This is a genomic window from Vibrio sp. QJM3NY_26 (genome assembly GCF_057786005.1).
Genome location: NZ_CM173516.1, coordinates 171,961 through 197,555, shown reverse-complemented (window position 1 = coordinate 197,555; position 25,595 = coordinate 171,961). Strand labels below are relative to the sequence as shown.

The window sequence follows — 25,595 nt, the reverse complement described above, 5'->3', positions numbered from 1 at the left end:
TTACTTTTAAAATTACAAAAGGTCTTGAGCTATGTTCAAAAAGAAAACCTTCCTACAACTTGCGGTGGGCGCGGCACTTGCATCGACTGCAATGGCAAGTTATGCGACAACGGATACAAGCCACCCCAACATCCTAGCTATCTGGGGTGATGATATCGGTATCGATAATATTTCGGCGTATACACGAGGACAAGCAGGTCACTGGACTCCGAACATCGATCGTATCGCGAATGAAGGCGTGCTGTTTACTGACTTCTATGGTGAAAACTCTTGTACAGCTGGTCGTAGTGCATTTATTACGGGTCAACACCCAATGCGTACTGGTTTGACAAAAGTAGGCATGCCTGGCGCAGCTGAAGGTATGCGCCAAGAAGATCCTACAATCGCAACCATGCTCAAAGCTAAAGGTTACATGACAGGTCAGTTCGGTAAGAACCACCTTGGTGACCGCGATGAACATCTACCAACCGCTAACGGTTTTGATGAGTTTATGGGTAGCCTTTACCACCTAAATGCTGAAGAAGAACCAGAGCATCCGGATTACCCGCAAGCGCCAGGCTTTAAGAAAAAATTTGGCCCGCGTGGCGTTATCCATTCATACGCTGATGGCCGTATCGAAGATACAGGTGCTCTAACGATTAAACGTATGGAAACCGTTGATGAAGAGTTCCTAGAAGCTGCTTTAGACTTTATCGACCGTGCTCATAAAGAGAAAAAACCATTCTTCGTTTGGTTTAACTCAACGCGTATGCACGTTTGGACTCACCTGAAAGAAGAATCAAAAGGTCTATCAAAACGTGGTGGTCTATACGGTGATGGTCTAGTTGAGCACGACAACATGGTCGGTCAACTACTTGATAAGCTGGACGATCTGAAGATCGCTGATAACACTATCGTTTCGTACACCACCGATAATGGTGCAGAGAAATGGTCTTGGCCAGATGGTGCGACATCTCGTTACTACGGTGAGAAGAACTCGACGTGGGAAGGCGGTTTCCGTGTACCAGCAATGATGCGCTGGCCGAACAAGATCCCAGCAGGCTCTGTTGCAAACGAAATTGCGGCGCACAATGACTGGGCTCCTACATTCTTGGGTGCGGCTGGCGAGAAAAATATTGTTGCTGACCTGAAGAAAGGTAAAAAGCTTAATGGTAAAGAGTACAAAGTTCATTTAGATGGATTTGACTTAATGCCAGCGCTTAAGAAAGGCAACAACACAACGGCAGACAACTCTGTTGATTGGCCTCGTAAGGGCTTCGTTTATGCAGCTGATGATGGTCATATTTCAGCTGTTCGTATGGGCGACTTTAAAGTGATGTTTACTGCAAACGAATGTCACGGTATTGAAACTTGGCAATGTCAGTTCGAAGAACTGCGTTTCCCGTATATCTTTAACCTGCGTCAAGACCCGTATGAAAATGCGCATAAAGATGGCATTGGTTACTCTCAATGGCGTGTTGAGCATGTTCCATACATGTACTTAGGTGCAGCTTACACATTCCAATTCTTGAAAACATTCCAAGAATTCCCACCTCGCCAAGTCCCGGGTTCTTTCTCTATCGACAAGATCGTTGAGAAGATGAATATCTGGCAGCGTGCTCAATACCAATAGTATTGAGTAACAAGCGAATAATATTGAGTAATAAACTCATATTATTGAGCTTATAGGTGAGTCAAGCCAGCCCTCGCTGAAAAACTGATGAGCCACTTAAAAGAGCGATCCTTGTGATCGCTCTTTTTGTTTTCTAACGCTCTTTTGTTTTTAGGCGTCCTTTGGTTCTCATGAACAATGAACAGAATCCGTAATACTACTGATTACGGCTGCTAAGTGCTGTTGAATAATAGTCACAGATAACCGTTACAGGTTTCCATCTTAGGGAAGTAATCGCACAGTGAATGTGAGTGAACGAGAAGAGGAATAACAATGACCCAATCAGCTCAACACAATACCATTATGTTGCCAAAAGCAGCCCCAGCGAAACGTATGAATATCATGACTAAGCCCATTGGCTCCGCATGTAATATTGATTGCACGTACTGTTACTACCTAAGTAAAGAGGAGTTGTTAGGCCATGAGCGTGGCTGTGCGACTCAAATGAGCGAAGAAATGCTCGACACCTACATCAAAACCTATATCGAACAACAAAATTTTCCAGAGATTGTTTTCCATTGGCAAGGCGGAGAACCAACGTTACTAGGGGTGAACTTCTTTCGTGACGTAGTTCGCCTGCAAAAGAAATACTGCCCAAAAGGCGTGAAAATTGAGAACAACCTGCAGACTAACGGGACGTTACTTAATGATGATTGGGGCAAGTTCTTAAGTAAAAACAATTTCATGGTCGGCTTGAGCATTGATGGGCCGGAGATGATTCACAATGCATACCGTACCAACCGTTCGGGGCGAGGTACGTTTAAACAAACCATGAAAGGTGTAGGCATTCTGCATAAACACAAGGTTAACTTTGCGACGCTGACCTGTGTAAATAACCTCACTGGTTCAAACCCACTCGAAGTATACCGCTTTCTGCGCGATGAAATTTGCTCTCCACAGATGCAGTTCATCCCGATCGTAGAACCAAAATCATTCCGAGAGACAGCACCACAGAAGTGGTCAGAAGAAGAGATTCTTTTTCAAGGTATGCCTGAAACCGAGCCTAGTCATCCGAATTCAATTGTCGAATCTTGGTGCGTTTCTGCTCATCAATGGGGAGATTTCCTGTGCACCATTTTTGATGAGTGGTTGGAAAATGACATCGGCAAAGTGAATGTTCCGTATTTTGAATCTTGTGTTGAAACGTGGATGGGGCGAGTTAACCCGCTTTGTACACTGGCTCCTATGTGTGGAAAAGGTTTGGCTATTGAGCACAACGGCGATGTATTCGCGTGTGATCACTATGTCTACCCGGAATATAAGCTCGGCAATATCAAGGATGCCAAGCTTGAAGATCTGCAATTTTCAAAAGGCCAAGAAGAATTTGGCCGAGCAAAAGAGTCAACGTTACCTAAACAGTGCCGCGAGTGTAATTATCAGTTTGCCTGTTTTGGTGAGTGTCCGAAAAATCGCTTCATTAAAACCCTCGATGGTGAAACAGGCTTGAACTATTTGTGTGCAGGCTGGAAGCAGTTTTTCTCACATATTGACCCTTATATTTCAATGGTTGTTGCGACTATGGGCTACCCAGTGAATAAAGGCATCAATGGCGATGCAATGAAGATTAATTTTAAATAGAGGCGTTATCCGATGAAACTAAAAACTATTGTGCTGCTTGTTGCACTGATTAGCCAAACGGTTACCGCTCAGACTAACGCGGTATCACCTACAGACACTCTATTTAATCAAGGATCGGTAAAAGCTGTGATTGATATGGCTTTTAATACCAAGAGTGAACGATATACAGAGTTTGCTTCGCTTTTTAATCTTTGCCAAAAGCGCCCTAATAACCCTCAATGTGGTGAAAAATACAAGACTAAACGTACTAATTACGAGGTGGCGAATGCGAATTACAATGTACTATTAATGACTAATGAGCCGCAATTTATCACGTTGATGATGCCTCCGGTTAATTATGAAGAGTTAGTTTCGGCTCTCAAAACATTGGGTTACATGAGTGATAAGCAAGTAAAGGTAGATCCAGCGCAAACACTTGAAGCGTTAAACCAATGGCTTGAATTCCATAATTTTGCGGAAACAGATGAGATTTATTTCATGCACGCTCTAATGGTGAGAGCTGAAGAGTTATCCCAGAAACTGTATATAGAGCGTCATCCAGTATGAAACATAAGCTAATCAATTGGTCAGCAGTGTTGCTTATTATTGTTGGAACGCTACTTAGCTTTTATTCTTGTGCCACTCTGGCGAATAGTGTTCAACCTTTAGATAATGCAAGTGTCAACCAAGTGGTAACTGTTGCTGAGCAACGTGAGCAGTTACTCGCGGAGTACTCTCAAAATGAAGCTCTTGCCATAGATCAACGTGCAGCTGCGACTGTTAACTTAGGGATATATTATGGCCCGAATTCGGTTATTGCCGTTGCTAGAGCTTCACGTTCTGAACATCCACAAATGCGCCTGGCGGCAATACAAGCCGCAGAACAGTGGCAGGGTAAAGCAAAGTGGGATGTTGTCTCCCCATTACTTGATGATGTTGACCGCGATGTTGAAGCGCAGGCTGTTCGAACTTTGATTATTCTTTGGCCGCAGTTATCCGGTGAGTATCTCGACCGCTTGGCTCCAGCAATCGATAGGCACCTAACCTTACTCTCCAACGATCTTGATGGTGATTTAGAGCGAGCTTGGATCTACACCTTACAAAGCAAATTTCAACAGGCTGAACTGATCTACTTAGATCGATTTGAGAATCGTAAAGAGCCTAGGGTTGCCATTGCTTACGCAGAGTATTTAAAAGGTATTGATGACGATGAACAAGCTCAGCATGTTCTACAGCAAACGTTGATTGAGTTCCCTGAATCAGCGGCATTGCACTATAGCCTTGGCTTGTCTTACTTGCGAACAGGGGAAAGAGTGAAGGCGCTACGTCGCCTGAGAAATGCGTATGATCTGGAACCTAATAGCGGGTCCTACGGATACACCTACGCGACCTTGGTCCGAGAAAATGACGCTGAGACTGCGATTACTGTCTACCGAGCTATCTATCAAAATCATGCTCAACCCGCTTATCTATATGCTTTGTGCGACACATTGTTGAATGCTGGACAAGATGCGAATACGTGCCTTGCTGAGCTTGAATCTATCGCTCCTCAAAATGTTGTCTCAAAACTAAAACAACTCTATCTGCCAAATTAAATCAATGCTGATATCCCAATTCAGGTACTACAGCTTATTTAGGTAGCCTTACAAGGTAACGTTATGTCCACAGATACTCGTGCAGCAGTTTGTCATTTAATTGAACAGACAAACCTATCTATTATCGGCCAAGCTCATGTTACACAATCTATGATGATTGCGTTGTTGTCGGGCGGTCATATTTTATTGGAAGGGCTTCCTGGAACGGCAAAAACTCGCGCCGCTAAAATATTGGCAGAACAATTAAATATGGCCTTTAGCCGTGTGCAATTCACGCCCGATCTACTTCCTTCTGATGTAACTGGCACGCAGATTTATCATCAAGAGCAGTCGAAGCTGGCGTTCCAACCTGGCCCTATTTTCAGTTCGATGGTGTTGGCCGATGAAATTAATCGAGCCCCAGCCAAAGTTCAAGCCGCACTGTTAGAAGCTATGGCTGAAGGCACAGTGACGGTTGCGGGTGAAACCATGTCATTGCCAGAACCTTTCTTAGTGATAGCAACACAGAACCCTGTTGAGCAAGAGGGCACCTATCCGTTACCAGAAGCGCAGATGGATCGCTTCATGATGAAAGTGAATGTTGACTATCCAGACCGAGACTCTGAAATGTTGATTATTGATCTAGTGCGTAGGGAAGAACTCGCAGTAATGGATGAGGAAGTGAACAAGAGTATGGATACAGGAACCCTACAACAAGAACAAAATGAATTGCTAGCTGCGGCATTTGAAGGCGGTGTTGAGCACATTGCAGCTGGCAAAGAGGCGGTAAAGCGAATCCATACCTCACAACCGATCAAGCAATATATTGTGGATCTTGTGATGGCTACTCGTTTTCCTCATCTGTATCCAGATTCTAATTTAGACAAATGGATCGATGTTGGAGTAAGTCCTCGTGCATCAATTGCCTTGGATAAATGTAGCCGTGCACACGCATGGCTAGCTGGGCGTGATTATGTGACACCAGACGACGTGAGAACGGTCGTGGTCTCGGTATTGGGTCATCGTATTACTCCAAGTTTTGATGCTTTGTCGAGTTCGGTGACAGCAGAGCAGATTGTTGATGAGCTACTGCTCAATGTGCCTCTTTCTTAGGGAACGTTGTTATGAATGTGTCCGATGACGTGAGGGTTGTTAGTTCTTTTGAATCTCTGATGGCGACAAAATTGAAGTCGACAGGTTTCTCGTTGCCACCCATAGCTAAAAGCCGTTCTCGACAAGCGGGTAACCATTTATCTCGTTACCGTGGTCGAGGGCTTAACTTTGAAGAGTTTCGACACTATCAAATGGGTGATGATATTCGCAGTATTGACTGGAATGTCACACAGAGAATGCTTGAACCTCATGTAAGGGTTCAAAGTGAAGAAAAAGATCTGCCGGTGGTGTTACTCGTCGATCAACGCAGTAGCATGTTCTTTTCATCGGTCGATACCATGAAATCTGTGGCGGCAGCTCAAGTTGCTGCTTGCTGTGCTTGGAAAGTCTTAAAAGACAGTGATCGCATTGGAGCGTTAATCTTTTCAAATGAGCAGTTGTACTGGCATAAACCACAACGTCATTCAGCACATGTCGCACGAATTCTTCAGTCTCTGGCACTCGCTAATCAAGATTTGTCTCGTGCAGAACATAAAAGTAAAGAAGTCGCAGGTTCAGGGTTATCCGATGCTTTGACTAAGCTAACGCAACAAAAGCTAAAGGGTTGTTTGATCGTGATGATCAGCGACTTCAATGATGCTACAGAACAAGATGTTCAACGAATCAAATGGTTAAAGCAGCACAATGATTTGATGGGTATCGCTGTCAACGACCCTATGGAACTGGAACTTCAATTTTCTCAACCGATTCATATTAGTGATGGTGAGTGGCAGTTATTGGCTGATACTGCATTGAACGAGAGGCTTCATCGATACAACCAAGCAATTCAACAGGGCTACCAAGATATCCATCAGTTATTGAGTGCTGGTGGAGTTGATGTGGTTAGATTAGACACGTCTGGGAACCACATCGCTGATTTTATTCAAAAAATGAGTGGGGGCTGCCGTGTCCGATAATCGAGTTTTACTCAAAGGTTTTATCGATCCTGCCTCTACTGTGGATGTCATTTGGTTGCCAACAACAATTGGTTGGAAAGTCACCTTTGTTCTGATTTTGGTGTGGGGGGCTTGGAAGTCGTTCCACCTTTTTCACTCCTACAAAGCGAACAAATATCGTCGTCTGGCGGTAAAAGCGATCAGTAGAAGTAAACAAGACACCATTAATGATCAGTTCTTGCAACAAGAGTTACGCAGAATCAACAGCGTGTTGAAACAGGTGGCTTGTTGCTCGTTCCCTGGAAGTAAGGTTGCGATGCTCAGTGGCAATGAATGGAGTGAGTTCCTCACTGTTTCTTCAACACAACCCATTTTTGACCGAGCGCTTTTGTTGCAATGGCAACAAGATATCTACAAGCCCGCATCAGATTATGGTTGGACCGAAAGTAAAGTAAGTCAGATTCGTTTAAGCGCCATTACGTGGGTAAAAAGCCATGTGAGAGGGACAGATGATCGAGTTTGAATACCTTTGGGTCTTTACCTTATTGCCCTTGCCGATTCTTATCTACTCTTTTGTGCCGAGTCATCAAACTCCTCAAATTGCCTTGAAAGTGCCTTTTTTTGATGCGTTGGCATCAAGTTTAGGTCTGAGTGCTGAGAAAGGCTCAAACCAGATTAAGGCGGGTATTTGGCAACGTTCTTCTCTGATTCTAGGTTGGCTTTTAGTCGTACTGGCAGCTGCAAAACCTGTTTGGCTAGGGCCTGAAGAGACGAGAGAGCTAGCTGGACGTGATGTAATGATTGTTTTGGATCTATCGGGCTCTATGGCAACGGACGATTTCTCTAATCGTGCTGGTAACCAAGTGACTCGTTTGGCGGCCTCAAAAGAGGTGTTGGACACGTTCAGTCAAAAGCGAAGTGGCGACCGACTCGGCCTGATAGTATTCGGTGATTCTGCTTTTTTACAATCGCCCTTTACGGCTGATCACACGGCATGGTTAGCGCTGTTGAATGAAACCGAGCCTGCAATAGCAGGGCAAAGTACTCATTTAGGCGATGCAATTGGACTCGGTATTAAGACATTTCTTTCCGAGAATCAGAAAGACAAGCAGGAGCTGTCATCCGGCTTAGATAGCGCTCAACCTGATCAGCTTTCTTCTGAAGACCTTGTTCCTGAAAACTTAGATCATCAAAACCTAGATCATAAAAACCTTGCTCCTGAAAAACATGAGCATGGGCGCCTTACTCACGAACATCTTAGCCGAGATCACTTGATGATTGTACTTACCGATGGCAATGATACCGACAGCTTAGTGCCGCCGATTGATGCCGCGAAAGTGGCTGCTGCGCACAACATTAAAATTCATCTTGTGGCAATGGGGAGTCCGAACACTTCAGGTGAGCAAGCGATTAATATGGAAGTCATTGATACTGTTGCCAAGTTAACGGGAGGGCAGAGCTTTCTAGCGATGTCACCTACTGAGCTGGATAACGTATACGACACCATCAATGAACTCGAACCTAGTGTGTTTGAAAGTTACCGTTATCAGCCAAAACAAAGCCTTCATTATGTGCCTTTGCTTATCGCCTTCATCTATCACTTAGTGTTTATGGTGGTTCGATCTGTTTTGCGACTTCGTATCACGCCTGAGACTCTAAAAGCGAGGGCTTTATGATGGGAAACTTTCATTTTATTCGCCCTGAATGGCTGCTATTAATCGTGCCACTTGTTGTGGTGTTGATCATGAACTGGCGCCGCAGCCAAAAACAGAATTCGTGGGTAACCCATTTGCCCAAGCACTTGTCTGATGCTTTGCGTGTTGGTGAGTCGTCTCGTGTTAAGCACCTTCCGATCTTTTTGCTCAGTATCATCTGCTTGGTCGCGATAGTGATTGCTTCCGGGCCCAGTTGGTATCGTCAGTCTTCGCCTTTTGCAGAAGACACTACGCCTTTGGTGATTGTGCTCGATGTCTCTGAGTCAATGTTGCAAAAGGATGTTGCGCCAAGTCGTCTGTTTAGAGCGAAACAAAAAATAGCGGAGCTCATCGATCTGCAAGGTAAAGGAAAAACAGCGTTAGTCGTCTACTCGGGTACCGCTCATTTAGCGATGCCTTTAACGCAAGATGTTGCGGTGTTTAAGCCTTTATTAGAGGCTATTCACCCCGAAGTGATGCCAAGGGAGGGGAAGTTTGCGGAATATACCTTACCTGTCATAAATAAACTGATACCTGAAACCGACAATGCGACGGTATTGTTGGTGACCGATGCCGTTAATCAACTGGCTTACCGTGAGTATCAAGGTTATTTCAAGGACAAAGGCTATCAACTGCTGGTTTATGGTGTGGGCAATCAAGATGTTCCGTCCCCGTTACCTATGGAAATTGAAACCCTATCGAAATTAGCCAGCTCGGTGCATGGTGATTTCGTTGCTTTTACTCAAGATGACCAAGATATAGAAAATCTTAGTTGGGAAATAACGTCTTTTGCTGAGCTCTCAGCAGATCAAGCTGAACCTTGGTTTGATGCAAGTTACCCTTTGGTGTGGGTGGTGCTGGTACCGTATTTATTGTGGTTTAGAAAAGGTTGGCTAGTTCAGTGGTGCGTTGTGGTTTATCTATTTTATAGCGCGACTTACAGCCCGAATTTATACGCAGCAGAGTTTTCGTTGGTCGATATTTGGCTGACTAAAGATCAGCAGGGCGCTCTGTATTATCAAGATCAAGAATACCAACAAGCCGCGCAAATCTTTGAAAATGAGTACTGGAAAGCAACGGCCTATTACCAAGCTGGCGAATACGAAGTGGCACAACAATTCTACATGCGCAGTGATACCTTACAGGGGCAATTAGGTGCGGCGGCTTCATTGGCGAATCAAAAAGAGTTTGTTGCGGCAAGGTCTTTGTATCGAGAGATCTTGGAGCAATACCCTGACAATCAAGAAGCTCTTCATAACTTAAAGATTGTTGAAGATGTTATTTCTTATATTGATAGTTTTACGAAGGAACAATCGAAAAGCAATGAACGTCAGGTGAGCCGAGAAAATGGTGATAAGCCAGAACGCTCGGATGGTGTAAAGCAGCAAGTAGAACAAGATCAAGTGATTCAAGAAGTCTTATCCGCTGAACAAATCTTGAGTGATCCAGGCGCCAACGAAAAATGGATGAAGCGAGTTCAGAGTGATCTATCGAGCTTTATCTCAACCAAGTTTGCATTGCAGTATCAGCAAGGGGTGGCTAACCAAACGGAGTGGAAAGATGAAGCTAAGTAGGTTATTTCAGCTTTTGTGTTTGGTCATTAGCTTAATGAGTCACTTTGCTTATAGCCAGCTCTCAGCTTACAGTCAAACTCTGGTTTATAGCTCAAATATTGTTTATAACCAGCAGCTAGCCTCGCTCTATGATCAAGGCAGTGTAAAACTTAATGCCTGGCTGAGTCATGCCAGTTCGGATATTGCCGTGCATGAGCAGGTCGTTCTCAATATTGAAGTGATGACAGACACATGGTTCACCAAAGGCACCAAGGTGCACCGTATCGAGGTTGATAATGCGGTCGTGTTGCCTATGAGTTCTTTTGCTGTGAACTCCACAGAACGTATTGATGGGAAAGTGTACTCCAAACAACTCTGGGAAATTGTGTTTTACCCATTACATAGTGGAGAGTATCAAATCCCTCCTGTCGCGCTTGAGATTGGCGTAAAGCAGGGCAGCAATAATGTTGATGGGGTGGTGATGACGAAGGCTTTGTCTTTCAATGCTCATAAGCCTTCTGCCAATATGACTTCTGATCAGAAATGGTTAACAGGTACTGAAGCTAACCTGAAAGAAAAGTGGACGCTTGTCTCTCAAAATGAAAGCTCACAGGGTTTGGAAGAACAGCTCAGTGTGGGCGACGCGATTACCCGTGAAATTACATTATCTGCACACGACACCATCAGCGCACTTTTGCCGGAAATTACGTCACTTCCAGATACCTTAACGAGTCAATTTTTGGTATATCCTGAGTCAACTCAGTATAGAGATGATGAGCAAAGGGGTGTGCGTCTGGCTCAAAGGTTAGAAAGGGTGACTTATATAGTGAACAACGCTGGCCGGGTTACGCTTCCTGCGGTTAGCGTTTTTTGGTGGGATTCAGAGTATCAACAGCAAAGAACTCTTGTCTTACCTGAGCGAAGTTGGCAAATGTCGCACACCTTCGCTTCTTTTGTGGAGCAGTACAAGATGCTAATGGTCGGACTCGCTGTCATCGTTGTTCTTGTGACTTTGAGTACAGCATTGTTGTACCGCTATGTTAAAACAAGGCCTAAAAGCAAATGGCTTTGTTTAGCTCAAGCTATCCATAAGAAAGATATACCTTTGTTCGAGAATTCGATTTATCAGGTTCTACTTGAGCATTTTCAATCTAGAGTGCTGACTCCAAGAATAGAAATGGTCGAAGGTATTGAGATGATATGGCAAAGATATAAGAAAAGCTCTGAGCATGAAAAACTACGAAAGAATGAATGTTCTCGATTAGTCTTATTTAAAGTACTGATAGCTTTTCTCTTGTTTGTTAAATCGGGTAGATTAAACCGTTAACGGGTAACGCGATTTTTTTTCATCACTTCAGACAGATAGACAATCCCCCAAGTACTTAAAATAAAAGGGGCGGTGAGTGGCTGTAGTGACAGTTCATGAAAACCAAGTGTAACAAGGCAGCTCAACAGCATTCCTAATAGGATTAAGGCCCATGGGATTCGTGGATACAGTACAAGCGCAAGAGTGGCAAGGATGGCGTTGTACCCGTAAAGACCTTGAGCTACCAGTTCATCAGAAGCACCAATCAAATCGCTAAATGCTGTGCTAATTATTACTGCTAACACAACCCAAATGGCATGCTTGATATTGTTAAGTGCGATGGCGAGCAAGATAACGAGCCCCGACAATGCATTTTCGATAAAGCTGACTTGGCTAATCCCTTTTAAGAGCGGGATCACTACTGGCGGCAGGTTAAACCACGAGTTTTCCTCAAAACTGATTATTGGTATCAATGCTGAGCTCGATGGAGAAAATACCGAAAGTCCTAAGCTTGATTGGATAAGATAAATCAGCCAAGAGGTGAGGATAAAGGCGCTAGTGTAACCGCGATATTTCTTAAAGCGGAATACAATATTGGCAATGGGAACTGTGAGCAACGCGCCTAACACAGTCACCAAAGCCAATAATGGTGTGACACCAAAAAAGTTACCGATAAATAAACCAATTAAAGCACCATTTAGCGCGAACATCCCATTATCAAGGTCTTTGCTTTGTTTGATGGAATAACGAGCCAATGCATAACTGCAACTTGCGCCAAGCAGGGTAAGGAAAGCAAGTGAAAGTGATTCAATCGAAATGGCAAGCAACAGCAAAAGCGACGTCATGGCAGACGGTGTGAAATAGACTTGCCCAATGCCATTGAGCAAGCCTTGAAATGGTAGGATATCCTTATTCGTTTTCATCGTCTGATTACATCATGAGTCATGTTAATTTTTTGTAATTCAGATTGTATATAACTCCATCCTTTTGACTACCTAAGTGTGTTAATTTTGATACCAACGTTCACCATAAGCTTGTTGGTAATCTGGCGTTTCAATGATGCTTTCTTGCTCTGGAACGGTTTCTAATGGTCCTACAACGGTGCGATAAGGCAACACACCCGCCCAGACAGGAATATCCATGTCAGCCTTATCATCATTCACGCCGTGCTTTCCAATTTTGACGGATGCTTCCGTTAACGGTATTGCTAATAGCTCGGTTGCGGTGAGCTCTTTCTCATTACTGAGCCTGACTTCGTCGGTTCTTCCCGGCGCGATTTGCTCAATGAAGATGTTCAATAAGCGATCCTTTTCTTGGTTGTCATCGATGACTGAGAATGACCCCAATACCACAGCAGAACGATAATGCGCACTGTGATGAAATGCAGAGCGAGCCAACACCCAACCATCGAACAGAGTGAACGTTAAGCAGGTTGGATCTCCCTTTTTCAGACCTTTCAATAAGCGACTGTTTTTGGCGCCATGAATGTAAACCATGTCATCGACTCGCCACGCAAGCATCGGGATAACCATTGGTCCTTGTTCGCCTTGTAATGCAATGTGTGCGATTAAGCTCTCATCTATGATTTGTTGAAGTTTCTCTTGTTCAAATACGGCTTTGTGAGCCCCTTTTTTAATCGTGGTTCTTTTCGTGTTAGATAACATAATCGCTCCTTAATCATTGCCTTTTGATTAATGTAGCGATTAACTGGTCTATTAAATAGAGCCACTTTTAAACACTATTTGGATCCAGTTATGCAGCCTATTGATGTGGGTGACCTACGGTTAGATGAACAACACGACACGCGCCAAACCGCCTTGTTTCACGCGATCAGAGAAAAGATCGTGCATGATTTATGGAGTAAAGGCTGCAAGTTACCTTCAACGCGTAAGCTGGCCGTTGAGTTATCGGTGAGTCGAAATACGGTGATTTACGCGTATGAACAACTGGTCACCGAAGGCTATATCGAGAGCAAGCAAGGTTCAGGGTTTTATGTCTCGGTTGAACAGCCAGAGCACTTCCTAAGTTTGTCTCAGCCAAACAGTGTTCAGGATGCACTGGTTAAGCACGTAATAAGTCAACCGATGGCAAACATAGCGACACCTAACGACATTAACCGCAGCTTTGCCCCTGGAGTTCCTGACTTAGATGCATTTCCTTTTGCGAAATGGCAGAGGCTGCTGCAACGTCACTCTACACGTCAGAACATTGCGGGCAATCAAGAGGTTCAGGGAGGCTTAGCCTTGAGGGAAGCGTTGAGTGGGTATCTTGCGAGTAGTCGCTCGGTCAATTGTAGTGCTGACAGAATCATCATCACCGCTGGTGCGCAGCAAGCCATCTCAGTCGGATTAATGGCGACGTTAACGATGGGCGACAAAATCCTTGTGGAAGAGCCGGGCTATCGACAAGTGCATAAAATCATTGATCTGTTGAGGCTAGAGCTAGACGGTGTGAGTGTGCGTGAAAAGGTTGGATTAGATATTGAAAAAGTGTTGTCCAGTAATGCTAAGGCTCTCTATGTCACGCCGAGTAACCAATACCCAATGGGCACGACCCTCAATACTGAGCAACGCCTCAAGCTGATCGACTGGGCTAACAAACATCAGTCATGGATTATTGAGGATGATTACGACAGTGAGTTCCAGTTTGCTCATCGCCCTTATACCAGCATGCAAGGCTTAGCGGGCAAATTGGGATTCGATGACCGAATCATCTATGTCGGTTCCATGAGCAAGGTGATGTTCAATGGCCTGCGACTAGGTTACTTAGTAGTGCCTGAAAATTTGGTGGCGAAGTGTCTTGAGATTAAAGATGCGCTCACCGGAGACACGCCGTCACATACACAAGAAGCGTTGGCGGATTTTGTTCGCGAAGGCGACTTGCTGCGTCATATTAGAAAGATGCGTCGTTCATACAAACTCAAGTATGAAGCCATGATAGAAGCGATTGAAAGCGAGTTTCATGGCGATCTTGAAGTGATCAGTCAGGCTGCAGGGCTACATGTGACCGTGAAGTGGTATCAAGGGATATCTGAACATGAGTGGAGCCGTAGAGCCGAGCTTGAAAATATCATCATTCGTCCTTTTGACTTTTATGAATATGGATCAAGTGATGCTCGTGATTGGAATGGGGCAGTGCTAGGGTTTGGAAATATCCGTTTGGCTGAGATAAAGCCGAAGATCAAACAGATCGCTCGGCTTTTTTATCAGTAATATTGGTAGGGCTTGCTTACAATCTGTCGATTCATCATTAATCGAGTTATAACTTGTTGATAGAAACGGTGGGTTTACCCAACCATTTTCGCCAAGGGAGTGACAATGTCACAAAAATAGTCACAGCATAGAGCATTGACCAACTTAAGCAGATAAACACCAAGGTACAGATGACCAATGAGAGCATGGCGGTGTATCTAGATGCGCCAGTCAGCAATCGGCAAGCCGCTAACATCGCAAGCAGATAAACCAGAACAAAAATACCGTTGGCGAGTTTAAGGAAGAATTCAAGGTCCAAATCAGATAGCTCACCAATCACACAAGAGATAAGCGCGACAAAGCCAATTGTTAAGGTTGGGTAAAGTGGTACGCCACGGCTATTGAGTTGAGCCATTCTACTTGTAGGAGTGTGTTGGCGAGCCTGAGCCCAAATCATACGAGACAAGCTTTGTGTGTAAAGGTTTAGGCTCGCAAAACAAGCAAAGAAGCCAAGAACACTGATGACGGTTTTAAAGCCATTGCCAAACAGTTGCTCTGTCACCCACGGGATGGATGCAGCATCAAATTCTGGTGAACCATAAGCGCCTAGCTTAATAATAACCACTGAACAAGCCCAATAGACGATACCCGCAACAAAACACCCTGCAATGATCGCGATGGGAAAGTCACGCTGTGGATTCTTAAATTCTTCTCCCATGTGAGCAAAGGCTTCTATCCCGACAAAGCACCAAAACATGACCGCCAAAGCAGCGCCAATCGACCACATTGAATCGGACGTCATGGTCGGAACGGCGATGTCAGCTGCTGTGATGTCGGCTTTCCAAACAAAGGCGCTAACCAAGGCAAAAATCGACAAGGCGATCACCGTTTGTAAGCGGCCAGAAGACTTACTGCCCATCAAGTTGACAGCAATAAGCAGAGCGACGGTAAAGGACTGAGCACCAAGTGGTGTGTCGAGAGGTGCTGGCAATAGTTGTTGTGCAAAACCTCCTGCCAATGCAATGGCCGCCGGAATACCGACAGGAATAACACTCACAAACAACCAAGCTACGCTGGTTTCTAATCGCTCACTGAACGCCTGGCGAACAAAATAGGCCGTGCCACCTGCATTGGGGTAGCGTTTCCCTAATGCGGCGAAGGTGAGTGCTATTGGGCAAATAGCGATAAACAAGATCAACCATGCGACTAAAGACAATTGTCCGGCGATGCCTGCGGCAATTGCGGGAATCATAAAGAGTCCAGTGCCAAGCAAAGTTGTTGAGAGTTGTCCTATTCCTGAGATCAAGGTGATTTCTTGTTTGAGTTGTGTCATTCGCTCTCCTAGCTATTGGCTTATCATATCGGCCTTCTTATGCCTGTCTTCTGATGTTTGGGTGATGCTATGAATGAGAGCATACATTGTCGATATTAATAATGCAGCTAGCGAAACGTCTTAAGACACCGTCAATTTAACGGTATTAATTTGATTAAGCGTGAAAGTGTCGGCTGTCATAATGGCTGTTATAAGCAGGAAAGTTGTGTCAAATTAGGCGTTATAAATAGAACAATAAATGGAAAGAATCAGAAGCATGGATAAATTTGATCGTCAGATTTTGGATATTCTCAAAACCAATGCACGATGCTCAGTGAGCGATATCGCCCGAGATGTCAGCCTCTCGCGCTCGGCGGTGAATGCCAGAATCAAGAAACTGGAAAGCGACAAAGTGATTACGGGTTATTGTGCTCAAGTAGCAGAGCCCAACCAAACGAAGAATGTGTGCGCTTACATCTTGTTGAAGTTCGACATGTCGAGCAGCGACCATAGTTGTGAGTCTTACGCGACACGAATCCAGAGTATTGATGAGGTGCGATGGTGCCACTCTATTAGCGGTGAGACAGACATGATGCTTTATGTTGAAGTTGAAAGCATGGAACGTTTGAATCAAATCCGCGACCGCCTGCAAAGCTATCCAGAGCTTCGACACCTTATGACTCATACTGTCTTGACGGAGTTTTTTAACAAACAGAATGCGACGGTGCATTCATGTTAGGCAATATCAACTTAAACCTACTGCGCTCTCTGCATGTGCTTCTTGAAGAGTGTCATGTCAGTCGAACAGCTCAGCGTTTGCACATCACGCAATCGGCGGTGAGCCGTCAACTGGCTCAGCTTAGAGACCTATGTGGCGATCCTTTGCTGGTTCGTGATGGCAACAAACTGGTTCCGACTAACCGTGCTTTGTTGCTCAAAGGCAAACTCGATGACTTGCTTGGAGAGTTCGACCACCTTTTAGACGATAAACCCTTTGAACCGCAAGACTGGCAGGGTGAATTGGTATTGTCTTCGAGTGACTATGTGGCTCAGTATATTCTTCCTGTTATTGTTGCAGAGGTGTCCGCCGAAGCCCCGAACATTAATTTGGCTTTCCGCTTGTGGCAGCCAAACTACCTTGAAGCTCTGAACGAGTCGGGTATTCATTTGGCTTCCAGTATGTTTCCCACAAAGCCAGAACATGTATCAAGCATTAAGCTCGGTGAAGATAAATCGGTGTGTTTAATGCGCAAGTCGCACCCATTGGCTCAACAAGCGGCTTTGAGTGCAGAAGATATCGTCAACTATTCTCACATCAAAGTGACGGGTGGCGGAGATAAAGACAGCTACGCGGACATAGCATTGAAGAAAAAAGGACTTAAACGAAGAGTGGCTCTGCAGGTTCCGTTCTTTTCATCCGCTGGAACTGTATTAATGCAAGACGACTATCTGATGATCGTGCCTGAACATATCGCCTATAACCTAGGTCGGCACCTCGATACTGCCTATTTTTCTTTGCCATTTGATACGGAAATGCACACCTATTGGTTAATGTGGCACCCCAAGTATGACAACGATTCTGCCCACAAATGGGCGAGAGAAAAGGCATTCCAAGCTATGCAGAAGTCGAGTTATAATATCAGTATGACTTGAAATCATAGGTGCAATGATAATCTTTGATTTCAAATAATACCTTCTGCGAATTATGGTAAGTGCTAAGTATTGAATATTAAGCAAAGAGCGTTCCGCTGGGGCGCTTTGTTTTACTAAGAATGGAATGATGACAGTAACAATTTGGTTTTCTTTATTAGCGATTTGCTTGTTGGGTGCAATGTCTCCGGGCCCAAGCTTGGCTATGATTGCAAAACACAGTCTGGCTGGTGGCCGCATGAACGGGCTTATCGCAGCTTGGTCTCACGCCGTAGGCATTGGTATTTATGCGTTCGCAACCATTGTTGGTTTAGCCGTTGTGCTTGAGCAATCACCCATGTTGTTCAAAGCCATTAGTTTAGCGGGTGCGGCGTATCTACTTTATCTCGGCGTGAATGCGTTGCGTTCGAAAGGTGGTGTTGCCGCGAAATTGGAAGCGGGTGAGCAGATGAGTTACATGCAGTCTGCTCGCGAGGCTTTCTTGATCTCTATCTTGAGCCCAAAAATCGCGCTGTTCTTCATCGCTCTGTTTAGCCAATTTGTTGCGTTAGGTAATGAACTGACCAATCAAGTGATTATCGTATCAACACCGCTACTTGTAGACGGTTTATGGTACACATTTATCACCCTGGTGTTGTCTAGTCCTTTGATTGTTGAACGTATTCGTTCGAAAGCTCAGTTGATTGACCGGTTGTCAGGTGTGGTGTTGATTCTACTTGCTGTGCGTGTGGTGTGGATGATTTAGTCATCACTAGACCTTAAGATCTAAAACGGCTCACAAGAGATTATTTTGTGAGCCGTTTTTGTTTATACTGATCTAAACGCTAACAGTTAACAGCTAACAGCTAACAGCTAAAAGAAGTTAGCCTGCTGAGTTTAGAACCGCATCTAATTCTTTCATTGAGTCTGCAAAGTAAGGGTTATAGGTCAAACGTGCATGGTTTTTTCCATCTTCACGATATCCCCATGCTGAGTACCAAACTTCACTTGTCGCGTTGCACTGTTCTTCAAAACCTTCCTCTTGACCATTGGAGCAGATCTTCTCGCTACCATTGATTCCGTAATACGGATTGCTTGGCGAGAACAGTAAACCCATGTGAGAACCGTTCGAGATGCGTTGCTCCGGGAGCTTCATGCTGTACTGAACCGCTCGCGGATCATCGAGTGTCGTCTCTCCTTGCCAAATCAACACATTGTTTGGGTTGGGCATGGACTCAGTAAACGCTTGTTGAACGAAACTGGTGTCAATCACGCTGTCGCCTTCACTCATCATAATAAACACCGGTTTATCGAAGTGCTTATCTTGTAAGTCATCACGAACGACCTCTGATGTCTCGTAGTAAACCGAGGCACCGTTCATTGGCAATGAGTTGTAACGCAATACATTGTCTTCAGGATCTTGATCAGCCCAAGTGACAAAGTAGCTTGCTAGCCCAGCATATTGAACGGCAGACGAGCTTGGTTGAAACGCAGGAGAAAACAGCAGCAACCCGGAGATCTTTGGATCGTTCATCGCCTGTGAAGTGACGAGATTCGCGCCCGTTGAATAACCGCCAAGCCAAACAGAATCATACTCTTGCTCAAGCAACTTAGTATGGTGAGCTACCACACCTTGCCAATCTTCTAAGCTCGGTTGCATTAGGTCACCCACACGACTGCCGTGACCCGGAAGCAATACCGTTCTCACTAGGTAGCCTTGTTCTGCTAAGTGCGTTGCGATGTCTTTAAACGAGTAGGGTGAATCACCTAATCCATGGACCAATAACACTGCCTTGCCGTTAGGTTTGGTAGGTTTGTATTCAGTCGGGGAGTTCAGTTGAATCTCAAGCTGCTTGTCTTTTGTCATGAACACGCGGTTTTTCAGCAGCCAATCTTGGGTGTCATTGACGTAGGCATCAAAGCTATCTTGCTGATAGGCCGGCAAGCTTGGAGATGTTTCGTAAGCGGGTATAGATGTCTCGTTGGAACAACCAACGAGACTTAAAGTCGTTAAGGCGAGCAGCGTTAGAATGGTATTTCTATGCATTTTTTAATGTTGTCTCTGTTGTGCTTTCACTATGTTTGAAACTAAAGTTTAGATTACTTTCTGCTTGAAAGGTCTTCGTATTCACCTTCAATAACACCGGCATCATTGGTTGATGACTGACGAGTGTTCATATGAGCTGAGAAACCTTGTTTCTTCATTTGATTCTGAATGCGCTTGCCAGTAATTAAAGCTGCGATAGCTAAAGGAATAGCAAGGATCAAGCTAGTGAATAACGCCAAAAGGCCAGTAAACAATGCAACAATCGTAACTAATATATTTTTCATATTCATTCCTCTTTTTCTATGTTGTTACTTTATCGCTTCTATTCTGAACGAAACATGAACGCCGTTAATAAATCTCTGAGAGTCACTATGACACAGGTGTGTGTGGATTGAGAGTTTATATGTAGTCATAATCACGCACTAAAATAAGGGAATAAAGGCAAGGTCAATAAAATCAATGAGTTAAAAGTTGGCACGGTTGATGCTCTATAGGGTTTGGAATAAGTCACTGTAAGCAAAGCACTTACAGCTAATAAAAAATTACTGGAGCCCCTTTATGTTCTGTATTCAATGTGAACAAACGATTCAAACCCCAACCGTAAAAGGCTGTTCTTTCGCACAAGGCATGTGTGGTAAAACATCGGAAGTATCCGACCTTCAAGACGTGTTGGTGCATTCTCTTCAAGGTGTTTCTTTCTGGGCCAATTTAGGCCGCGCTTGCGATGTTATTGATACTGAAATTGACGAATGGGCACCAAAAGCGTTCTTCGCGACACTGACTAACGTAAACTTCGACCCTGCTCGTATAATCGAATTCGCACAACAATCTCACGAGTTTAAGCAGCGTTTAGAGCAACAGGTACGTGCGGCTGCTACGTTGATCGGCTTTGAAATCCCAGCACTTTCGGCTGCTGCGCAATTCGATCTTCCAACCGATTCTTCAGAGCTATTGGCACTTGCCCCTCAAGCTGCGGTAAACCGTGGTCACGACTCTCAACACGAAGATGTGATTGGTCTTCGCCTTCTTTGCCTATACGGTCTAAAAGGTGCTGCAGCCTACATGGAGCACGCGCGTGTTCTTGGTCAAACTGACAATGCTATTTTTGCTGAATACCACGAAATCATGGCTTTCTTAGGTACTGATCCATCTGACCTAAAACAACTGCTAGATACGTCTATGCAAATTGGCTTGATGAACTACAAAGTAATGGAAATGCTGGATAAAGGTGAGACAGATACATTTGGTCACCCTCAACCAACAACCGTGAATGTTAAGACTAAGAAAGGCCACTGTATTCTTGTTTCTGGTCACGACTTACATGATCTAGAAAAGATCCTTCAACAAACTGAAGGCAAGGGCATCAACGTTTACACCAATGGTGAGATGCTACCTGCACACGGTTACCCTGAACTGAACAAGTACCCACACCTTGCGGGTAACTACGGCAGCGCTTGGCAGAACCAGCAAAAAGAATTCGCTAACTTCCCTGGTGCCATCGTAATGACATCTAACTGTCTGCTTAACCCTGATGTAGGTTCATACGCAGACCGTCTATTTACACGTAGCATTGTAGGCTGGCCGGGTGTTGATCACCTTGAAGGCGACGATTTCAGCGCAGTAATCGACTGTGCTCTTGCGCAAGAAGGTTTCAAACACGACGAGATCGAGCAGATGATCACTGTCGGTTTTGGTCGTAACGCACTGATGGAAGCGGCACCTGCGGTTATTGAGCAAGTGAAAGAAGGCAACATCAAGCACTTCTTCCTAGTCGGTGGTTGTGACGGTGACAAGTCTGAGCGTAGCTACTACACAGACTTCACAGCTCAAGCGCCAGAAGATTCAGTAATCCTGACATTGGCATGTGGTAAATTCCGTTTCAACAAGAACCAATTTGGTGACATTAACGGTATCCCACGTCTGTTAGATGTTGGCCAATGTAACGATGCTTACTCAGCGATTCAGCTTGCTATCGCACTGTCTCAAGAGTTTGATTGTGGTATCAACGAACTTCCGTTAACGCTGGTTCTATCTTGGTTCGAGCAAAAAGCGATCGTGATCCTGCTTACCCTGTTCGCTCTTGGTGTGAAAGGTATTTACACGGGCCCAACAGCACCTGCCTTCCTAACAGAAAACCTATTAAAGATTATGCAAGACGAGTTCGATATGCGTTCTATCTCAACGCCAGAGCAAGATCTTAAAACAATCTTAGCGGCTTAATTTAAGCCAACTCTAAGCCCCGTTGTTGTGACGTTTTTCTAAAACAGACAACGGCGGGGCTTTTTCGATTTAAATCTTTAGTCATTTAATCATCTAGTCATTAGCAAGGTACACGAACTATGTATGCATGGTCGGATAGCGATTCAATCAATTTAGTGTGTTTAAAGAAATGGCACGAGACGCCAGATACGGTCAGCTTTGAGCTTGGCAGCGTTCCACAAGACTTACATTTCAACTTTAAGCCAGGGCAATTTATTACTCTGGGTTTGGATATGCCGACGAAAACCGATTACCGTGCCTATTCTGTAGCGTCTTGTCCTGAAGATAATCGCCTGAAGCTGACGGTAAAGCGTGTGGAAGGTGGTTTGGTTTCGAACTTTATTGTTGATGAACTTGATGAAGGTGATGAAGTTTCTGTATTGAAGCCTGCTGGCGCGTTTAACTGTATTGATTGCATGCCAACAGCTACCAAGAAAGTAACGCTAGTGAGCGCGGGTTGCGGTATCACCCCGGTGATGGCGATGGCAAAGTATTGGTTGGCTCAAGGCAGTGATGTTGAAATCGATTTTGTTCACATGGCACGTAATCGACGCGAGACTATCTACTTTGAAGAGCTTAACCAACTTGATGAGACACACGCTAACTTTAACCTTAAATTACTTCTGAAAGACAGTGAAGGAACAACTGCTCCCCAAGGTCGTCTAGACAAGAGCTGGTTGGTAACACTCAGCCCAGACATTTTAGACAGAACCGTTTACTTGTGTGGGCCGGTTAGCTTTATGCAAGACATAGAAAACTACCTGAAAGAACTTGAGTTCAACATGGATAACTTCTACCAAGAAAGTTTTACTCCAGCGACTCAAAGTAATAATTCACTAGCCAATAGCAATACTGCTTCAGAAGAACCACAAACAGAAGCGTCAGCAGATTCAAATGGCGCCGTTAAGGTGTTTGTTCCTGCATTTGGCGCAGAAGTAGAAGCGGAGGCGGGCACACCACTCGCTGATTCATTAGAGAAAGCTGGTGTTCCAATTATCATTGCTTGTCGCAGTGGGATTTGTGGTTCTTGCAAGTGTAAAGTAACCAAAGGTTCAGTGGAATCAAGCAGCCAAGAGACTTTGACGCCAGAACAGATTGAACAAGGTTATGTACTCGCGTGTTCGAGTGCGATTCAGTCAGATGTTGAGGTTGAGTTGTAACAGATGTGAAGTGAAGCTTTCCAAGAGTGACGAGGATAAAGTTCTTGTCATAGCGATAAAAGTTAGCTTGCCAGATGTAAAAAGGCCACTTAGATCAGATAGAGAGAGCAGATCTAAGTGGCAACCTTCCTGTTTATACGGGGGAGTAAAACAAGAAGGGTTGCAAAGCCCATTACAGACCTCGCAGATATAATTATTATGTTGTGGAGCTGGTTACCTAAAACTGTTTATAGAATCTAAGGAAGTAATAGAATCTAAGCAATTTACAGGCTCTAAGCAGTTTATACTTCAGGGTAAGTCTTGTAGCGCACACCCATCATTTGTTCCATACAGTGAACAACCTGACAGCTGTAGCCAAACTCGTTGTCGTACCAAATATACAGAACAGCACGGTTGTCTTGTGCGATAGTCGCAACACCGTCAACCACGCCTGGGTGGCGAGATCCAACCAAGTCCGTAGATACAATCTCAGTCGAGTCTGTGTAATCAATTTGTGCAGACAGAGAAGAAGACAGCGCCATTTCACGCAGGTATTCGTTCAACTCTTCTTTGTTTGTGCCTTTCTCAAGGTTTAGGTTCGCAACTGCCATTGAAACGTTTGGCGTAGGTACGCGAATCGCATTACCTGTTAGCTTACCTTCCATTTCCGGCATCGCTTTTGATACCGCTTTAGCAGCACCAGTCGATGTCAGTACCATGTTCAATGATGCAGCACGACCACGACGATCGCCTGAGTGGAAGTTATCGATTAGGTTTTGGTCATTGGTAAATGAGTGAACCGTTTCAATGTGACCAGACAGTACGCCGAATTTGTCGTGAACCGCTTTCAATACTGGCGTGATTGCGTTTGTCGTACAGCTTGCAGCAGAGATGATGGTGTCTTCTGGCTGAATAACATTTTCATTCACACCAAATACCACGTTCTTGATATCGCCTTTACCTGGCGCAGTCAGTAGAACTTTCTTCGCACCATTACACGCAACGTGTTGGCTTAGGCCTTCCGCGTCACGCCATACGCCTGTGTTATCAACCACAAGTGCGTTTTCAATACCGTAAGCCGTGTAATCCACGTCTTCTGGCTTGTTTGCGTAGATAACTTGAATGAAGTTGCCGTTTACGATGATTGCTTTACGTTCTTGGTCAACTACGATGCTGCCGTTGAACTGGCCGTGAACAGAGTCACGACGAAGTAGGCTAGCACGTTTTTCTAGGTCGCCGTCTTTGCCACCACGTACAACGATTGCACGTAAACGAAGTGGGTAACCTGGGCCACTTTTCTCGATCAATAGACGAGTTAGCAGTCGGCCAATACGACCGAAACCGTACAATACAACGTCACGAGGTTCTGTCATTGCATCGCCTTGAAGCGATTCTACAAGTGCAGTTTGTAGAAAATCATCCAACCCGTGAGTGTCTTCGCGATCTTGCCAGAATGCATGGGCAAGGCGACCAACATCAATACGACATGGAGACAAGTCCATAGAGAGAAGGTGTTGAATGATTGGTTGAGTCTGTTCTGCTGTAAGAGGAGAACCAGTGTAACGTTTTGCGATGCGGTGAGCTTTGATGATGTCGATAGTTGTCGCGTTAACCAGGGTCTTACCGAAGAGGATAACTTCTACGCCTTTTTGACGGTATAACTGACCTAAAGTTGGAGCGATGGATTCAGCAATAGTTTGACTAGTTTGCCAGTCTAGGAGGTGCTTTTCGGGACTCATCTTTACTCGGGACCTTTCACGTTAAGTTTCTGCATTCATGGCGGTTGTAGGGAAGCCAATCAGCATAGGGGATTTGAGGTATCAGGCTGTGGTCTTTATTGCCACTTAAATGTGCTTGATATGCCTTGTGTGCAACTTGTAATTTTTATGTGGCAGGATTGTAAGGTACGACGGGTTATTCTGCTAGGAAAAATAAATGCAGACAAATTATCTGTAAGTTGGCTTTATATTAGCCATAAATCAAGTTTTAAGTGTCGATAAAGGCTATTGACTTTAACAATCTGTAGCACTTATTTTTCGCCAAAAAATACTCAAATCAAAATATTATATGTAATAAAAGTCATAGTGTTCATTAAAGGTGTGATCGTGAGCTCAAGTTACACGTAAACAGTAAACGACAAATAAGGTGATCAATGCGTTTTCTTCTTCGACCTTTGAATTCGCCGAATTCGAGTGCGAAAAGTGCATGACGCAAACGATTGGATCTCACAAATTTCACTTAACTTCGGTGTTTGTTGGTTTATTGAGTCATTACTCCCAACCTTGTGGAGCCGAGAAGCGTGGCCGTTTGCTTATTATGCGAGTGATAATAACTGGATAAAGCTTGCTTCGTTAAACTTCACTTGTTCATACCTCGTTTGTAAACAGCTCTCTCATCTATACTCCTCCTGTTTAAACATTTTGTGTTTAGACCTCGCGTGTTTACAGCACAACTGCTTAAAGCATATTTGTTTTGAGTCTATCTGTTTAGTTAAAGCCCCCCCTTTAAAGCCTAAACATGGAGGTAAGTTGATCATAATTTACCGTTCTGGGCTCAGAGTATCGTTTGTTCATATCCAATTTGATCAATAAGTCCTGTTAATGTCCTATTCTTAACTTGGGCTAGGTAAAATTAC

General features: G+C 44.5%; 22 protein-coding genes. 16 read left to right on the top strand and 6 right to left on the bottom strand.

All coding sequences use genetic code 11. The features are described 5' to 3' along the window. Nucleotides 1–31 precede the first annotated feature (31 nt). From AC3CH4_RS16380 to AC3CH4_RS16335, 10 genes are all read left to right on the top strand, one after another. Nucleotides 32–1,612: an arylsulfatase gene (locus AC3CH4_RS16380; protein WP_171327989.1), complete on the top strand. Its 1,581-nt coding sequence runs from the start codon at nt 32–34 to the stop codon at nt 1,610–1,612. A gap of 306 nt (nt 1,613–1,918) precedes the next feature. Next, nucleotides 1,919–3,229, top strand: coding sequence for an anaerobic sulfatase maturase (locus AC3CH4_RS16375; protein WP_422938775.1), 1,311 nt, complete (start codon nt 1,919–1,921; stop codon nt 3,227–3,229). 12 nt (nt 3,230–3,241) lie between these two features. Next, nucleotides 3,242–3,775, top strand: coding sequence for a hypothetical protein (locus AC3CH4_RS16370; RefSeq protein WP_171316545.1), 534 nt, complete (start codon nt 3,242–3,244; stop codon nt 3,773–3,775). Next, on the top strand, nt 3,772–4,803 hold the full coding sequence (locus AC3CH4_RS16365) for a tetratricopeptide repeat protein (protein ID WP_341633966.1): 1,032 nt from the start codon (nt 3,772–3,774) through the stop codon (nt 4,801–4,803). Before AC3CH4_RS16370 ends, AC3CH4_RS16365 begins: the two co-directional genes overlap by 4 nt. Nucleotides 4,804–4,866: 63 nt before the next feature. Further along, entirely contained in the window at nt 4,867–5,895 is a 1,029-nt protein-coding gene (locus AC3CH4_RS16360) for an AAA family ATPase (RefSeq protein WP_488544045.1), read from the top strand. A gap of 11 nt (nt 5,896–5,906) precedes the next feature. After that, nucleotides 5,907–6,851: a DUF58 domain-containing protein gene (locus AC3CH4_RS16355; RefSeq protein WP_488544044.1), complete on the top strand. Its 945-nt coding sequence runs from the start codon at nt 5,907–5,909 to the stop codon at nt 6,849–6,851. After that, complete coding sequence (locus AC3CH4_RS16350; protein ID WP_488544043.1) at nt 6,841–7,353, top strand: DUF4381 domain-containing protein; 513 nt, start codon at nt 6,841–6,843, stop codon at nt 7,351–7,353. Before AC3CH4_RS16355 ends, AC3CH4_RS16350 begins: the two co-directional genes overlap by 11 nt. Beyond that, nucleotides 7,340–8,506 carry a VWA domain-containing protein gene (locus AC3CH4_RS16345; protein WP_488544042.1) on the top strand — a complete coding sequence of 389 codons (1,167 nt, stop codon included), beginning with the start codon at nt 7,340–7,342 and terminating at the stop codon, nt 8,504–8,506. Before AC3CH4_RS16350 ends, AC3CH4_RS16345 begins: the two co-directional genes overlap by 14 nt. Then, nucleotides 8,503–10,098 carry a vWA domain-containing protein gene (locus AC3CH4_RS16340; protein ID WP_488544041.1) on the top strand — a complete coding sequence of 532 codons (1,596 nt, stop codon included), beginning with the start codon at nt 8,503–8,505 and terminating at the stop codon, nt 10,096–10,098. Before AC3CH4_RS16345 ends, AC3CH4_RS16340 begins: the two co-directional genes overlap by 4 nt. Continuing rightward, nucleotides 10,085–11,404 carry a BatD family protein gene (locus AC3CH4_RS16335; RefSeq protein WP_488544040.1) on the top strand — a complete coding sequence of 440 codons (1,320 nt, stop codon included), beginning with the start codon at nt 10,085–10,087 and terminating at the stop codon, nt 11,402–11,404. Before AC3CH4_RS16340 ends, AC3CH4_RS16335 begins: the two co-directional genes overlap by 14 nt. Here AC3CH4_RS16335 and AC3CH4_RS16330 read toward each other — a convergent pair. Together AC3CH4_RS16330 and AC3CH4_RS16325 are read right to left on the bottom strand one after the other, a co-directional pair. Continuing rightward, the gene (locus AC3CH4_RS16330; RefSeq protein ID WP_488544039.1) at nt 11,401–12,306 is read right to left on the bottom strand and encodes an urea transporter; all 906 of its coding nucleotides are present in this window, start codon (nt 12,304–12,306) and stop codon (nt 11,401–11,403) included. The two genes, AC3CH4_RS16335 and AC3CH4_RS16330, sit on opposite strands and share 4 nt — an antisense overlap. A gap of 81 nt (nt 12,307–12,387) precedes the next feature. After that, the gene (locus AC3CH4_RS16325) at nt 12,388–13,047 is read right to left on the bottom strand and encodes a pyridoxamine 5'-phosphate oxidase family protein (RefSeq protein ID WP_488544038.1); all 660 of its coding nucleotides are present in this window, start codon (nt 13,045–13,047) and stop codon (nt 12,388–12,390) included. 90 nt (nt 13,048–13,137) lie between these two features. Here AC3CH4_RS16325 and pdxR point away from each other — a divergent pair, with 90 nt between their 5' ends. Next, on the top strand, nt 13,138–14,595 hold the full coding sequence (pdxR, locus tag AC3CH4_RS16320; RefSeq protein WP_488544037.1) for a MocR-like pyridoxine biosynthesis transcription factor PdxR: 1,458 nt from the start codon (nt 13,138–13,140) through the stop codon (nt 14,593–14,595). 46 nt (nt 14,596–14,641) lie between these two features. On the opposite strand, the gene yjeH is transcribed toward pdxR, so the two are convergent. Further along, nucleotides 14,642–15,907: an L-methionine/branched-chain amino acid transporter gene (yjeH, locus tag AC3CH4_RS16315; protein ID WP_488544036.1), complete on the bottom strand. Its 1,266-nt coding sequence runs from the start codon at nt 15,905–15,907 to the stop codon at nt 14,642–14,644. Nucleotides 15,908–16,163: 256 nt separating this feature from the next. Between yjeH and AC3CH4_RS16310 the strand changes: the two genes are divergently transcribed. From AC3CH4_RS16310 to AC3CH4_RS16300, 3 genes are all read left to right on the top strand, one after another. Beyond that, the gene (locus AC3CH4_RS16310; RefSeq protein ID WP_488544035.1) at nt 16,164–16,625 is read left to right on the top strand and encodes an Lrp/AsnC family transcriptional regulator; all 462 of its coding nucleotides are present in this window, start codon (nt 16,164–16,166) and stop codon (nt 16,623–16,625) included. Continuing rightward, the gene (locus AC3CH4_RS16305; protein WP_065205870.1) at nt 16,619–17,539 is read left to right on the top strand and encodes a LysR family transcriptional regulator; all 921 of its coding nucleotides are present in this window, start codon (nt 16,619–16,621) and stop codon (nt 17,537–17,539) included. Before AC3CH4_RS16310 ends, AC3CH4_RS16305 begins: the two co-directional genes overlap by 7 nt. Before the next feature lie 127 nt (nt 17,540–17,666). Then, nucleotides 17,667–18,281: a LysE family translocator gene (locus AC3CH4_RS16300; protein WP_029221972.1), complete on the top strand. Its 615-nt coding sequence runs from the start codon at nt 17,667–17,669 to the stop codon at nt 18,279–18,281. Between the two features lie 117 nt (nt 18,282–18,398). Here AC3CH4_RS16300 and AC3CH4_RS16295 read toward each other — a convergent pair whose 3' ends face one another. Continuing rightward, on the bottom strand, nt 18,399–19,562 hold the full coding sequence (locus AC3CH4_RS16295) for an alpha/beta hydrolase (protein ID WP_488544034.1): 1,164 nt from the start codon (nt 19,560–19,562) through the stop codon (nt 18,399–18,401). Nucleotides 19,563–19,615: 53 nt separating this feature from the next. Next, a complete protein-coding gene (locus AC3CH4_RS16290; RefSeq protein WP_488544033.1) occupies nt 19,616–19,846 on the bottom strand; it encodes a hypothetical protein in 231 nt (76 codons plus the stop codon). Between the two features lie 274 nt (nt 19,847–20,120). Here AC3CH4_RS16290 and hcp point away from each other — a divergent pair, with 274 nt between their 5' ends. Together hcp and AC3CH4_RS16280 are read left to right on the top strand one after the other, a co-directional pair. Continuing rightward, entirely contained in the window at nt 20,121–21,782 is a 1,662-nt protein-coding gene (gene hcp, locus AC3CH4_RS16285; RefSeq protein WP_004730037.1) for a hydroxylamine reductase, read from the top strand. Between the two features lie 119 nt (nt 21,783–21,901). Further along, nucleotides 21,902–22,981, top strand: coding sequence for a 2Fe-2S iron-sulfur cluster-binding protein (locus AC3CH4_RS16280; protein ID WP_372243488.1), 1,080 nt, complete (start codon nt 21,902–21,904; stop codon nt 22,979–22,981). Nucleotides 22,982–23,262: 281 nt separating this feature from the next. Here AC3CH4_RS16280 and AC3CH4_RS16275 read toward each other — a convergent pair whose 3' ends face one another. Further along, nucleotides 23,263–24,699 (bottom strand): glyceraldehyde-3-phosphate dehydrogenase, encoded by a 1,437-nt coding sequence (locus tag AC3CH4_RS16275; protein ID WP_488544032.1) that lies wholly within the window; start codon nt 24,697–24,699, stop codon nt 23,263–23,265. Nucleotides 24,700–25,595: the final 896 nt, after the last annotated feature.